The organism is Bradyrhizobium diazoefficiens (assembly GCF_016616885.1).
In the GTDB taxonomy this organism is placed as follows: Bacteria; Pseudomonadota; Alphaproteobacteria; order Rhizobiales; family Xanthobacteraceae; genus Bradyrhizobium; species Bradyrhizobium diazoefficiens_F.
On record NZ_CP067102.1, the window covers coordinates 4158772 to 4172713 of the forward strand.

Below are 13942 nucleotides of genomic sequence, written 5' to 3' on the forward strand. Positions count from 1 at the left end.
CAAAAAGATCGTGATCAATCCATGAGATAAGGCATGATGCGGCTTGGCCGCTTCATGCCGAAGCCGGACCGCGACGGGGTGGAATGGCGCAGCCGACCTTCTTCAAAAGACCGCCGGCTTCAACGCTGGCCGACATCGCCGCGCTGACCAAGGCGCAACTGGTCGACCCTGTCAGGGGCGGTCATGTCATCACGGGTCTTGCTTCGCTGGACGAAGCCGGCCCGATGCATCTGGCATTCTTCGACAACCTCAAATACGCCGATGAGCTCAAGGCGACCAAGGCTGGCGCCTGTCTGGTGAGCCCGCGCTTCGAGGCCCAGGTGCCCGCGCATGTGGCCGTGCTGCGGGTGGCGCAGCCGTTCCGCGCCTTTGTCGGGATCGCCCGGGAATGGCATGGCGATGCGCTGCGCCCACAGTCCTGGTTCGGCAATGACGGCATTGCCCCATCGGCCATCATCGATCCGTCGGCGCGGCTGGAGGACGACGTCATCGTCGAGCCGCTGACCGTCATCGGTCCGGATGTCGAGATCGGCAGCGGCACCGTGATCGGCGCCGGTGTGGTCCTTGGTCCGGGCGTCAAGATCGGGCGGGACTGCAATGTCGGTGCCCGCACGGCTATCCAGTGTGCACTGATCGGCAACAACGTGCTGATCCATCCCGGCTGCTCGATCGGCCAGGACGGCTACGGCTTCATCTTCTTCGGCCCCGAGGGCCATCTGAAGGTGCCCCAGACCGGCCGTGTGCTGATCCAGAACAATGTGGAAGTCGGCGCCGGCACCACCATCGATCGCGGCTCCTTGCGCGACACCGTGATCGGGGAGGGCACCAAAATCGACAACCAGGTCCAGGTCGGCCACAATGTGACGATCGGCCGGAACTGCCTGCTGGCGGCCCAGATCGGGCTCGCGGGCAGCCTGACGATCGGCGACAACGTGGCGCTGGGAGCAAAGGTTGGCATCAACAATCACCTCAAGATCGGTGACGGGGCCCAGGTCACCGCAATGAGCGGCGTCAAGGACGACATCCCGCCGAACGGTCGCTGGGGCGGATTTTTTGCCAAGCCGACCAAACAGTGGTTCAAGGAAATTATCGCGGTGGAACGCCTGGTACGCGACAGCAAGGCCGATCCGAAGGACGAGGGACGGGAATGACGGCGGAATCACCTGTTAAATTCGAGCTGGTGGATATCAATGCGATTCTCCAGACGCTGCCGCACCGCTTTCCGATGCTCCTGATCGACCGGGTGATCAACATCCGGGCCGATTACAGCGGCATCGGCATCAAGAACGTCACCTTCAACGAGCCGGCCTTCCAGGGCCATTTCCCCGAACGTCCAGTCTATCCCGGCGTGATGATGATCGAGGCGATGGCGCAGACCGCCGGCGTGATCGGCATCAAGTCGGTCGAGGGCACCGAGAAGCCTCGCGCGGTCTATTTCCTCACCATCGACAAGTGCAAGTTTCGCAAGCCCGTGCTGCCCGGCGATACCATCGAGTATCACATGCGCTCGCTCGGCCGCCGCAAGACCATGTGGTGGTTTCACGGGGACGCCAAGGTCAACGGCCAGGTCGTCGCCGAAGCCGATGTCGGGGCGATGCTGACGGACTGAGGTGAACCTGCGCCTTCTGAAACACGCCGAGATCATACGTCACTGGACAGATCGGGCGCCGTCGCGCTAACCAGCGGAAAGCTGAGCAAGTTCAACACATAGTCAGACCTTCTTGATGAGTAAGATCGACCCCACCGCCCGGGTGGAAGACGGCGCCGTGATCGGCGAGGGCACCGAGATCGGGCCCTTTTGCATCGTTGGTCGCAACGCCCGGATCGGGGCCAATTGCAAGCTGATTGGACAGGTCACCGTCATCGGCCATACCTCGGTCGGGGACAATTGCGTGATCTCGCCATTCGCGGTGCTCGGCGGCGCGCCGCAGGACCTCAGCTACAAGGGCGAGCCGACCACGCTCGACATCGGTTCCGGTTGCACCATCCGCGAAGGCGCGACGATGAACGTCGGCACCGTCAAGGGTGGCGGGAAGACGCGCGTCGGCAATGACGGCTACTTCATGAACAACAGCCATGTCGGCCATGACTGCATGGTCGGCAACAACGCGATCTTCGCGACTTCGGCGACGCTCGGCGGCCATTGCGAGGTCGGCGATGCCGTCTACATCGGCGGGCTGTCCGCGGTGCACCAGTTCACGCGCATCGGCTCCCATGTGATGGTCGGCGGCCTCTCGGGCGTGCGCGACGACATCATCCCGTACGGGCTCGCCAACGGCCAATATGCGGTGCTGGAGAGCCTCAATCTCATCGGCATGAAGCGGCGCAAGTTCACCAGGCAGCGCCTCGCAACCGTGCGTGCGTTCTACCAGAAACTCTTCCATGGCCCCGGCACATTCGCCGAGCGGCTGGAGGCGGCGCGACTCCTTGAGAGCGAAGATCCTGCGATCGCCGAAATCCTCGGCTTCATCGGCAAGGGCAAGCGTCCGCTCTGTATTCCCACCATCGAGAAGTGACGCAGGGATGGCCGCGGACATGACATCGGCGGCTTCAGGGATGTCATCACCGGTCGGCGTGGTCGCGGGCGGTGGCGCGATGCCGTTTGCGGTTGCCGAGTCGCTTGCCGCGCGTGGCATCTCGCCGGTGCTGTTTCCGTTGCGAGGCGCCTGCGATCCGGTGCAAGTGGAGAAATTCCGCCACCGCTGGATCTCGGTCGGTCAGCTCGGCCGGGCCATGCGGTTGTTCCGCGAGGAGGGCTGCCGCGACCTGATCTTCATCGGCACTTTGGTGCGGCCTTCGCTCACGGAAATCCGGTTCGACTTCACGACGTTGCGGCTGCTCGGCAACGTCATCCGCGCCTTCCGCGGCGGCGACGATCATCTGCTGTCCGGTGTCGGGCGCATTCTCGAGCAAGGCGGCTTTCGCATGGTCGGCATCAAGGACGTCGCGCCCGACCTGCTGATGCCTGAGGGCTGCATCACCCGCGCCTGGCCCGCCGACAATGCCAAAAGCGACATCGAGCGCGGGCGCGCGGTGCTCACCGCGCTCGGGCCGTTCGACATCGGTCAGGCCGCCGTGGTGATCGATGGCCACGTGGTGGCGGTCGAAGACATCGAGGGTACCGATGCGCTGCTGGCGCGCGTGGCGCGGCTGCGCGAGGAGGGCCGTATCCGTGCCGCCACCGGACGCGGCGTGCTGGTGAAAGCGCCGAAGAGCGGCCAGGATTTGCGCTTCGACCTGCCGACGATCGGCGCGCGCACGATCGAGGGCGTCGCCAAGGCCGGCCTTGCCGGTGTCGCTGTCATCGCCGGCAACACCATCGCCGCCGAGCCGCAGGCGATGATCGGGCTCGCCGACGCCAAATATCTCTTCGTCATCGGTCTGCCCGCGTGATGCAGACCCGCGATCCCAAACGGAAGATCTTTCTGATCGCGACGGAGGAATCCGGCGACCGGCTCGGCTCGGCGCTGATGAAGGTGCTGCGCCAGCGCCTCGGTGACGGCGTGCAGTTCGAGGGCGTCGGCGGCCGCACCATGGCGCGCGAGGGGCTCGAGACGCTGTTTCCGATCGAGGAGCTGTCGATCGTCGGCTTTGCCGCCGTGATGCAGCAACTGCCGAAGATCCTGCGGCTGATCCGCGAGACCGCGGATGCCGTGACCGAGTCCGCGCCCGACGCGCTGGTCATCATCGACAGTCCCGATTTCACCCATCGCGTTGCGCGCCGTGTGCGCGCGAAGAATCCGGCGATTCCCGTCGTCGACTACGTCTCGCCCTCGGTCTGGGCCTGGCGGCCGGGCCGCGCGCGCGCGATGCTCGGTTATGTCGATCACGTGCTGGGTCTGCTGCCGTTCGAGCCGGAGGAGTACCGCAAGCTGAAAGGGCCGCCATGCAGCTATGTCGGCCATCCCCTGATCGAGCAATTGCCGTCGCTGCGCCCGAACCCTGACGAGCAAAAGCGCCGCGACAGCGAGCCGCCGCTGCTGCTGGTGCTGCCGGGCAGCCGCCGCAGCGAGATCCGGCATCATCTCGGCCTGTTCGGCGCCGCGCTCGGGCGATTGCAGGCCGAAGGCCGCGCGTTCGAATTGATGCTGCCGACGATGCCGCATCTCGAAGCCACGGTCCGCGAGGGCGTGGCGACCTGGCCGGTCAAGCCGCGGATCGTGGTCGGCGAAACCGAGAGGCGCGCCGCATTCCGGATCGCGCGCGCGGCGCTGGCGAAATCCGGCACGGTGACGCTTGAGCTGGCGTTATCGGGCATTCCGATGGTGACGGCCTATCGCGTCGGCGCGATGGAGGCCTTCATCCTGCGCCGCGCGATCCAGGTCTCTTCCGTGATCCTCGCCAATCTCGTGATCGGCAAGGACGTGATCCCCGAATTCCTGCAGGAGGACTGCACGCCGGAGAAGCTCGCTGCGGCACTGTCCGAGGTGCTGACGGACACGCCGATGCGCAAGCAGCAGGTCGAAGGCTTCGCGCAGCTCGACACCATCATGTCCACCGGCAATAAATCACCGAGCGTGCTCGCCGCCGACATCGTGCTCGCGACGATGCGGAAGGGGCGTGTCAGCTAGGCCAATCCGCCGTCGACCCGGAAACACTGGCACGTGATGCGCTGGCTCGCGTCGGAGGCGAGGTAGAGCGCCATGTCAGCGACATCCTCGGGCGTCACCGCATCGGGAATGGCCTGGCGCGTGCGTAGCTCGGCGATGGCCTGCTCGTTGGGAAACCACAGCCGACGCTGCCGCTCGGTGATCACCATGCCCGGCGCAATCGCGTTGACGCGGATGCGGTCGGTACCAAATCGGCGGCCCAGCGAATTGGTGAAGCCGACGATCGCCGCCTTGGCCGCAGCGTAGACCGGTAGCGCCGGCGCGCCGCGCATCCAGGCCACCGACGACATGTTGATGATCGAGCCGCCGCCACGCGCCTGCATCTGCGGCACCACGGCTTGTGCGGCAAACAAGACGTGCTTGAGATTGACGCCGATCATCCAGTCGAATTCGGCCGGCGTCACCTCGGCCAGCACCTGGCGCTGGTCATTGGCGGCGTTGTTGACGAGGACCGCGGCATCGCCGAGCGAACCGTGCACCTTCGCCAGCGCGGCGCGCAGGGCGTCGATGTCGAGGAGGTCACAGGGCACGAAGAGCGGCGTTGTGCTGGACGTTTTCGCCACCTCGTGCGCCAGCGCTTCGCCGGCCTGCGCATCGATGTCGAGGAAGGCGACACGAGCGCCCTGGGCGGCGAAAGCCCGCACGAAGGCGGCGCCGATGCCGCTGGCGCCCCCGGTGATCAGCACCACGCGGTCCGCGAGGTCGGCATAGCTCGTCTTGGTCATGCGATCAGTCGCTCCGTCTCAGGGTCGAACAGGCAAATGCGGCGGGTATCGAGGGCGAAGGAGGCGGTCCCGCCCGGTGTCGGGCGGATGTCCGGCGAGATGCGCGCCTGCGCGGGCTCGCCGCCAAGCCGCAGCAGGACGATGGTCTCCGCGCCAGTGGGCTCGACCAGCTCGACTGGGGCGGAGACGATGACCGGCGCGGCCGTGGCGCCAGAGAACACGCGATCCCCCTCGGCGATGCATTCCGGCCGGATCCCAATCACCACCTCGCGGCCGACATAGGACACAGCCGCGTCGTAGTCCTGGAGGCGGAGACGAACCTCATCAGGCCGACCCGGGCCAATCACCACCACAGGCCCGCTCGTGTCGGCCTCGAGCCGTGCCGGCATTGTGTTCATCGGCGGCGAGCCCATGAAGCGGGCGACGAACAGATTGGCCGGATAGCGATACACCGTGTCGGGATCGGCGAATTGCTGCACCACGCCGCGATGCATCACGGCGATGCGGGTCGCCATCGTCATCGCCTCGATCTGGTCGTGGGTGACATAGACGATGGTGGCGCCGATGCGCTGATGCAGCCGCTTGATCTCCATGCGCATCTCGACGCGCAGCTTGGCGTCAAGATTGGAGAGCGGCTCGTCGAACAGGAAGAGCAGGGGATCGCGCACCAGCGCGCGCCCCATCGCCACGCGCTGGCGTTGGCCGCCGGATAGTTGCGACGGCTTGCGGCCGAGCAGCGGTTCAATCTGCAGCAGCTTGGCCACGTTCGCCAGCGCCTTCTCCTGCTCCGCCTTGGCCACGTGTCGGCATTCCATGCCGAAGGTGATGTTCTGGCGCACCGTCATCGACGGATAGAGCGCGTAGGATTGGAACACCATGGCGATGTCGCGGTCCTTGGGCGGAACGTCGTTGACGACGCGTCCGCCGATCTCGATGGTGCCGTCGCTCGCCCGATCGAGCCCGGCGACGATGTTGAGCAGCGTGGACTTGCCGCAGCCGGACGGCCCGACCAGCACGGTGAATTCACCGCTCTCGATGTCGAGGTCGATGCCCTTGAGCACCTCCAGATTGGCGTAGCGCTTCGACAGGGCGCGAATGCTTAGTGCTGCCATGACATATCCATCATTTCACGGCCCCGGCAGTGAGGCCGCGTACGAAATACCTGCCGCCGAAGAGATAGATCAGCAAAGTGGGTAGTGCCGCGACGATCACCGCAGCGCTTTGCACGCCATGCTGCGGGATATCTGCGACCGCGGCAGACAGCGCGATGAGCGCGGCCGTCACAGGCTGCTGCTGGCCGGTCGTGAACGTCACGCCATAGAGGAACTCGTTCCAGATGTGGGTGAACTGCCAGATCACGGTGACGATCAGGATGGGAGAGGAGAGCGGCAGGATGATGCGCCAGAAAATACGAAAGAACCCGGCGCCATCGACGCGCGCGGCCCTGATCAATTCGTGTGGAATGGCGACATAGTAGTTCCGGCAGAACAGCACGGTGAAGGACAGTCCCTGGATCGTGTGAATCAGCACGAGGCCCGTCAGCGTGTTGATGAGGCCGATGTCCCGCAGCACGATGGTCCATGGCAGCAGGCGCATCTGCTGGGGTAGGAAGAGGCCGAGGGTGACGATGCCGTAGATCCAGTTGTCGCCGCGAAAACGCCACAGGGCCACCGCGTAACCCGCGATAGCACCGAGCAGGGTGGAGATAACAGTCGCGGGTATCGTGATGAGCGCGGAGTTCAGCATATAGGGCCGGATGCCGGCGCAGGTTTCGGCGACGCAGAAGCCGCTCCAGGCCAGGGCGTAGTTGCTCCAGGCCAAATGTTGCGGCCAGCCGATCATTGAACTCTGCGCGATTTCCTCATTGGTCCGGAGCGAGTTCAGCACCACGACAACCAGCGGGGCGAGGTAGGCGGCCGCGAACAATGTCACGATGAGATAGATCAGAATGCGGCTTGGGGCGAAGCTTCGGTCACGCATGGGTGGCCTGCCGTCGCTGGACGTAACGCCACGCTGCATAGGGCAGCAGCACCGCGAGAAGAATGAGCAGCATGAGCACTGCCGCTGCCGCTCCGCGGCCGAGCTGGCTGCGCTGGAACATCAAATCGTAGACGACAAGGGCCGGCAGCTGGGTCGCAATGCCAGGCCCACCGTTGGTGAGCGCGCGGACGAGGTCGAAGGCGGAAATCGCGAACTGCAACTGGACCACGACGACGGTGATGGTGATCGGCCAGAGCGTCGGCAGAATGACGCGCCGATAGGTTCGGAACGGTCCAGCGCCGTCGATCTGCGCAGCCTTGATGATGTCGGCATCGACGGAGCGAAGGCCGGCCAGGAACAGCGCCATGGCGAAGCCTGAGGATTGCCAGATCGCAGCGATGACGATGGTCCAGATCGCCATGTCACGATTGACCAGCCAGTCGAACCGGAACGCGGTCCAGCCGAGGTCATGGACGAGCTTCTCGATCCCGATACCGGGATTGAGAAGCCAGCTCCAGACCGTGCCGGTGACGACGAACGACACCGCCAGGGGGTACAGGAAGATGGTACGCAGCACGTTCTCGCCGCGAATGCGCTGATCGAGCAGAATCGCGAGCAAGAGGCCGGTGATCAAACTCAGCAGCACGAAGGCGATGCCGAACAGCAGCAGATTGTCGAAGGCGATCTGCCAGTTCCGCGACGCCAGGACCGCATTGTAGTTGCGCAAGCCCACCCAGCCCGAGACCGGAACAAGGGTGGATGGCGTGAACGAAATCCAGATGGTCCAGATCGAAAACGAGATGAGGTGCGCTGCGGACAACAGCAGCGGCACCCAGATCATCAGAAATTCGGGCAGCCGGCGCACCATCTCAGAGGTCGCCGGCCGACCCGGTCGCGTTGCTGTCGAGATGGCGTTGGTCAACGTGAGCTCTCGACGGCCTCGGCGAGGCGGGTGACCGCCTCGTCCGGCTTGATCGTCTTGTTCTTCACATACTCGGTGATGACGTCGATCATCGCGGCGGTGAGACCGTTCTCCTGCGCCATGTTGTGCGCGAGGCTCAGGACGGCCTGGTTGCTGGCGACAGCGTCTTTCAGCGCTGCCGCGGTCCGCCGTTGACCGTCCGACCAGCCTTCACCGGACAGATCGACATCGGTGCGCACGGGGATCGATCCCGTGATCTGCGAGTACATGGTCTGGATCGCCGGATCCATGACGAGCTGCGCCATCAACATCTGGCCGGCCTGCAGGTCGGCCTCCTTGCGCTGCCAGAAGATGAAGGCATCGGCATTCAACAGGAAAACCGGCTTGCCATTGTCGCTGGGTCCCGGCGCGATGACGTAGTCGTCGAACTTGAAACCGGCGTTTTTCAACACGCCCTGCGCCCAGCCGCCCATGATCAGCATGCCCATGTCGCCGTCGACGAAGCGCTTCAAATTGGTGGCATAGGATTGGGCGCCGACATTGGGGTCCGACCAGTCGGCGATCTTGCGCGTCTGTGCGAAGGCTGCCTTGATCTCGGGTCCGTCCAGCGCCTTTTTGTCGAGATTCATAATGGCTGCGCGATATGCCGTCGGACTGATGCCGGCGAAAGAGGCCTCGAATTTCTGACCGTCGTCGGGGCGGGAGCCGCCGTTGGCAATGGGATAAGTGATGCCGGCTGCTTTCATCTTTTCGGCAAGAGCATTGAAGTCAGCCCAGGTGACCGGCGGCTTGTCGGCCTTGGCCTTGTCCATCGCGCGTTTGGAGAGAAACAGCATGTTGGTGCTGTAGATCTGCAACGGCAGCGCAATCCACTTGCCCGCAGGCTTGTGCAATTTTGCGAGGTCTGGCGCGACGACCTTCTCGTAGCCGGCGGCTGCGACCACGGCGTCAAGATCGACGGTCGGCGCAATCTTCGACCAGGCCGCAATCTCGGGGCCCTTGAGCTGGGAGCAGGCCGGCGGATCGCCGGCGATGATCTGGGCGCGCAGCTTGTTCATCATTTCGGTGGTGAAGCCGGGAACGGGCGAGTGCTGCCAGATGCCGCCTTTCTCCTCAAATTTCTTGCCGAGCGCCGTGATGGCAGCTCCATCGCTTCCTGCGGACCATTGCGAGATTGCGGTTAGGCGCGGCTTGACCGCGCCTTGCGCGCGGGCAAAGGCCGGCAGCGCGAGCGCGGCAGTAGATCCAGCGAGCAGACGACGCCTTGTTGTTGTGATCGGCATGGCAAGTTCCTCCCGGTGTGAACTGTTTTGCGTGAGAGCCGCGCAGGCTATTTCAGGCGGCCTCCGTCGATGCGGCCGGCATGCCGCCGCTTCTGGTCAGGCAGAGCGCGGCGAAGGCGAGTGCGGCCTGCGGATCGTTGCCGTTCGAGGGCGGCACGAAGGCGAGCGACACCTGCGCCAGTTTCCGGCCGCCGAGCAGGCAGGAGTCGATCCCGTCGATAACGGCCTGGCGATCGTCCTCGGCGAGCAGCGATGGCCAGCCGCTGACGACAACGCCGCGGCATGGCTTGACGTTCAATGTGTTGCCGATGGCGAGGCCAAGCCTGAAGAGCCGCTGGCGCAATTCCTGGCGTACCCGCGCTGTGAGGGGGATCGTGGTCACCCATTCACTGCCGAGTTGGAGCAATTCTGCTTCGGTGACGCGCAGAAGCTCGGCCAGCGCCGGCAGCGACGTATAGGCTTCGACGCAGCCGTGATGTCCGCAGCGGCAACGCGGGCCGTCAGTGCCGAATACCATGTGGCCGAGCTCGACCGGGTCGAGCGCGTCGTCCTCGATCGGATCGTCCATCCAGGCGCCAGCGACGCCCTGGCCGACGAAGACGAACAGATGCGCATCGCTGAATGGGTAGTTTTCCGTGCGGCAACGATGAAAGGCGGCGTGCGCCACTACCGAATTGGTGAAGGCAACAGGCACGCCCGCGAACAATTCGCCGAACATGTTGCCGATACGTCCGACATCACAGGGAATGATGGGGTTGCCGAATTCGCTCAGGCGGCCGAGGCCCGGAACGGTAACGCCGACTTGTGCGAGCCTGATGCGGCGCCGGCGCGTCCAGTCGCGCAGCAGTGCCAGCGCCTCGCGAAACACCCGGCCGACGGATTCGACGGTCGGCTTCTTCGGCAGCGGCACACGCTCGGTGTAGTGCAGCTCGCCCGACAGGCGGCCAACGCCGACGCTGAGCCATCGTTCGGTGAGCTCGAGGGCCGCGAGCGTCACCGTGCGGTCGAGCGACACCAGACCCGTCGGGCCGCCGACATAAGGGGCAGGGCGCCGCATTTCCTCGATCAGGCCTTCGGCCTTCAGGTCGAACAGGATGCGCGACAGGCTTGCTTCGGACAGGCGCACGGCGCGCGCCAGCGGCGGCCGGAACGAGCCGCCGGATTGGAGCAAATGGGTCAAAATGGCAGCACGCGTCTGCCGCCGACTTCTCGGCTGCTCCGGCATTTCCATCCCTGTCGTCATTCTTACTTAGTGTAAGAATTTGCGCGTGGAGCGCTTCAACTGTCAAGCGTTCACAGGCGTGATGCGCCGACTTGTTGTTGTGCGTGGCAGCAAGATGGGGCGGCCGCATGAGAAGTTCGCTGCAAAAACAAAAACGGCGCCATCCGGAGATGGCGCCGTTTCGAAAGTCGTAGTGCCTAAGACTTACTTGCGATCCTTGATCGCGACGTAGTCGCGCTTGGTGACGCCGGTGTAGAGCTGGCGCGGGCGGCCGATCTTCTGGTGCGGGTCCTCGATCATCTCGCTCCACTGGCTGATCCAGCCGACGGTGCGGGCCACCGCGAACAGCACGGTGAACATCGAGACCGGGAAGCCCATCGCCTTCAGCGTGATGCCCGAATAGAAGTCGACGTTCGGGTACAGCTTGCGGTCGATGAAGTACGGGTCGCTGAGCGCGATCTTCTCGAGCTCGAGCGCAACCTTCAGCATCGGATCGTCGCCATGGCCGGTCTCCTTGAGAACGGCGTGACACATCTTCTGCATGATCTTGGCGCGCGGATCGTAGTTCTTGTAGACGCGATGACCGAAGCCCATCAGGCGGACTTCGGAGTTCTTGTCCTTCACCTTGGCGATGAACTCGGGGATCTTGTCCACGGTGCCGATCTCGGCAAGCATCGCAAGCGCGGCTTCGTTGGCGCCGCCATGCGCCGGGCCCCAGAGGCAGGCGATGCCGGCGGCGATGCAGGCGAATGGGTTGGCGCCGGAAGAGCCGGCGATACGCACCGTTGAGGTCGAGGCGTTCTGCTCGTGGTCGGCGTGCAGGATGAAGATCTTGTCCAGCGCGTCAGCGAGCACCGGGTTGATCTTGTACTCCTCGCACGGCACGGCGAAGCACATGTTGAGGAAGTTCTCGGCGAACGACAGCGAGTTCTTCGGATACACGAAGGGTTGGCCTACGGTGTATTTGTAGGCCATCGCCGCCAGCGTCGGGATCTTGGCGATCATGCGCATGGAAGCGATCATGCGCTGCTTCGGATCGTTGATGTCGGTGGAGTCGTGGTAGAACGCGGCAAGCGCGCCGACGGAAGCCACCATCACCGCCATCGGATGGGCGTCGCGGCGGAAGCCCTGGAAGAAGCGAGCCATCTGCTCGTGCACCATCGTGTGATGGATCACGCGGTGGTCGAAATCCTTCTTCTGCGCGGCAGTCGGCAGCTCCCCGAACAGCAGCAGATAGCAGGTCTCGAGGAAGTCGCCGTTCTCGGCGAGCTGCTCGATCGGATAGCCGCGATATTCCAGCACGCCCGCGTCACCATCGATGTAGGTGATCTTGGACTGGCAGCTCGCGGTCGAGGTGAAGCCGGGATCGTAAGTGAACAGGCCGGACTGGCCGTACAGCTTGCCGATATCGATGACATCAGGTCCGACGCTGCCGCTGTGAATCGGAAGATCGTAATTCTTGTTTCCGACCGTCAGCGTGGCGGTCTTGTTGCTTGAGTTTGCGTCCATCGTAGGTCCCCGATGTGTGGTGAAACGGGCCGGACCCGGAGTCCCCAAGGGAGATTATGGGGCAGGCCGGATGTTCCAGAATGTACGGGGAGATGGGTATATTATTGCTGTGTGCGCTGCAAGATCATGGCAGGCATGGCCTACTTACGTCGTAGACTGATCTTTCAGCCGGCCGAGGCTCTCCTGGCGTCCCAGCACGTCCAAAACCTCAAATATACCAGGCGACGTGGTGCGACCGGTCAGCGCCGCGCGTAGCGGCTGGGCAACCGCGCCGAGCTTGAGACTATTTTCCTCGGCAAAAGCGCGCAGCGCGGCTTCGGTGGTGGCACCGCTCCAGGTCTCGACATTCTCCAGCGCGGAATGAAGCTGGCCGATCAGCTTGCGGTTCTCCGGCGTCAGCAGCGCTGCGGCCTTGGGATCGAGCTGCAGCGGCCGATCGGCGAAGATAAAGTATGCGCCGTCGATCAGCTCGATCAGCGTCTTGGCGCGCTCCTTCAGAGCCGGCATGGCCTTGAGAAGCTGCGCCCGCGTGCTGTCGTTTAACTTGGCCTTAAGCTCGTCGCGGCTCGGCACGACGTGGTCGAGCACGTCCTCGAACGCCCTCACAAGTGATTGATCGTCGGCGTGACGGATGTAGTGGCCGTTGAGGTTCTCCAGCTTGGCGAAGTCGAAGCGGGCGGCGGCGCGGCCGACATTGGCGAGGTCGAACGCTGCGATCATCTCCTCGGTCGAGAAGATCTCCTGGTCGCCATGGCTCCAGCCGAGGCGGACGAGGTAGTTGCGCAGCGCGGCCGGGAGGTACCCCATGGCGCGGTAGGCGTCGACGCCGAGCGCGCCGTGGCGCTTTGAGAGCTTTGAGCCGTCCGGGCCGTGGATCAGCGGGATGTGGGACATGTTCGGCAGCGCCCAGCCCATCGCATCGTAGATCTGCTTCTGGCGGGCAGCGTTGATCAGATGGTCGTCGCCGCGGATGACGTGGGTGACGCCCATGTCGTGGTCGTCCACGACCACCGCGAGCATGTAGGTCGGGTTGCCATCGCCGCGCAGCAGGACGAGGTCGTCGAGGTTCTCGTTCTGCCAGACCACGCGGCCCTGGACCTGGTCCTCGATCACGGTCTCGCCGGTCTGCGGCGCGCGCAGGCGGATGGTCGGCTTGACATCGGAAGGCGCGGTGGCGGGATCGCGGTCGCGCCATAGGCCGTCATACAGGCGGGTGCGGCCCTCCGCGCGCGCCTTCTCGCGCATGGCGGTGAGCTCCTCGGCCGTGGCGTAGCAGCGGTAGGCCTTGCCGTCGGCAAGCAGCTGCTCGGCGACCTCGCGGTGGCGGGCGGCGCGGCTGAACTGATAGATGACGTCGCCATCCCAGCCGAGCTCCAGCCATTTCAGCCCGTCCAGAATAGCGCCGATCGCGGCTTCGGTGGAGCGCTCCCGGTCGGTGTCCTCGATCCGGAGCAGCATCTTGCCGCCGTGCTTCTTCGCATAGAGCCAGTTGAACAGCGCGGTGCGGGCACCTCCGATATGGAGGAAGCCGGTCGGAGAGGGCGCAAAGCGCGTGACGACGGAATCGGTCATTCTTGGCAGGGCCTATGCATTGGAAGCGGTGGTGTATAGCAGGAACGGGACATAACTAAAGCCCGTCAGCGGACCTGCTAGGCCTTGCTTAAGCCCTTGGCTCGGCCACGCGAATTTGG

General features: G+C 64.4%; 13 protein-coding genes. 5 read left to right on the forward strand and 8 right to left on the reverse strand.

The window, feature by feature from the left end; genetic code table 11:
- Positions 1-83: 83 nt before the first annotated feature.
- The 5 genes from lpxD to lpxB all read left to right on the forward strand — a co-directional run bounded on the left by lpxD (position 84) and on the right by lpxB (position 4571).
- A complete protein-coding gene (gene lpxD / locus JJC00_RS19360) occupies positions 84-1151 on the forward strand; it encodes a UDP-3-O-(3-hydroxymyristoyl)glucosamine N-acyltransferase (RefSeq protein WP_200467583.1) in 1068 nt (355 codons plus the stop codon).
- Positions 1148-1609, forward strand: coding sequence for a 3-hydroxyacyl-ACP dehydratase FabZ (fabZ, locus tag JJC00_RS19365; RefSeq protein ID WP_036010015.1), 462 nt, complete (start codon positions 1148-1150; stop codon positions 1607-1609). The genes lpxD and fabZ overlap by 4 nt, the downstream gene beginning before the upstream one ends.
- Positions 1610-1724: 115 nt before the next feature.
- Positions 1725-2516, forward strand: a complete 792-nt coding sequence (gene lpxA / locus JJC00_RS19370; protein ID WP_200467584.1) for an acyl-ACP--UDP-N-acetylglucosamine O-acyltransferase — start codon at positions 1725-1727, stop codon at positions 2514-2516.
- Positions 2517-2535: 19 nt separating this feature from the next.
- Positions 2536-3393, forward strand: a complete 858-nt coding sequence (locus tag JJC00_RS19375; RefSeq protein WP_200467585.1) for an LpxI family protein — start codon at positions 2536-2538, stop codon at positions 3391-3393.
- Positions 3390-4571, forward strand: a complete 1182-nt coding sequence (lpxB, locus tag JJC00_RS19380) for a lipid-A-disaccharide synthase (RefSeq protein WP_200467586.1) — start codon at positions 3390-3392, stop codon at positions 4569-4571. The genes JJC00_RS19375 and lpxB overlap by 4 nt, the downstream gene beginning before the upstream one ends.
- Here the strand turns inward: lpxB and JJC00_RS19385 are convergent.
- The 8 genes from JJC00_RS19385 to gltX all read right to left on the reverse strand — a co-directional run bounded on the left by JJC00_RS19385 (position 4568) and on the right by gltX (position 13823).
- Positions 4568-5335 (reverse strand): SDR family NAD(P)-dependent oxidoreductase, encoded by a 768-nt coding sequence (locus JJC00_RS19385; RefSeq protein WP_200467587.1) that lies wholly within the window; start codon positions 5333-5335, stop codon positions 4568-4570. The two genes, lpxB and JJC00_RS19385, sit on opposite strands and share 4 nt — an antisense overlap.
- On the reverse strand, positions 5332-6447 hold the full coding sequence (locus JJC00_RS19390) for an ABC transporter ATP-binding protein (RefSeq protein ID WP_200467588.1): 1116 nt from the start codon (positions 6445-6447) through the stop codon (positions 5332-5334). The genes JJC00_RS19385 and JJC00_RS19390 overlap by 4 nt, the downstream gene beginning before the upstream one ends.
- 10 nt (positions 6448-6457) lie before the next feature.
- Complete coding sequence (locus JJC00_RS19395) at positions 6458-7315, reverse strand: carbohydrate ABC transporter permease (RefSeq protein WP_200467589.1); 858 nt, start codon at positions 7313-7315, stop codon at positions 6458-6460.
- Positions 7308-8183: a carbohydrate ABC transporter permease gene (locus tag JJC00_RS19400; protein ID WP_200474162.1), complete on the reverse strand. Its 876-nt coding sequence runs from the start codon at positions 8181-8183 to the stop codon at positions 7308-7310. The genes JJC00_RS19395 and JJC00_RS19400 overlap by 8 nt, the downstream gene beginning before the upstream one ends.
- A gap of 50 nt (positions 8184-8233) precedes the next feature.
- Positions 8234-9520, reverse strand: a complete 1287-nt coding sequence (locus JJC00_RS19405; RefSeq protein ID WP_200467590.1) for an ABC transporter substrate-binding protein — start codon at positions 9518-9520, stop codon at positions 8234-8236.
- Between the two features lie 52 nt (positions 9521-9572).
- Positions 9573-10751 carry an ROK family transcriptional regulator gene (locus JJC00_RS19410; protein WP_200474163.1) on the reverse strand — a complete coding sequence of 393 codons (1179 nt, stop codon included), beginning with the start codon at positions 10749-10751 and terminating at the stop codon, positions 9573-9575.
- A 195-nt stretch (positions 10752-10946) separates the two neighbouring features.
- Positions 10947-12251, reverse strand: coding sequence for a citrate synthase (gene gltA, locus JJC00_RS19415; RefSeq protein ID WP_200467591.1), 1305 nt, complete (start codon positions 12249-12251; stop codon positions 10947-10949).
- A 144-nt stretch (positions 12252-12395) separates the two neighbouring features.
- Positions 12396-13823 carry a glutamate--tRNA ligase gene (gene gltX, locus JJC00_RS19420; RefSeq protein WP_200467592.1) on the reverse strand — a complete coding sequence of 476 codons (1428 nt, stop codon included), beginning with the start codon at positions 13821-13823 and terminating at the stop codon, positions 12396-12398.
- Positions 13824-13942: the final 119 nt, after the last annotated feature.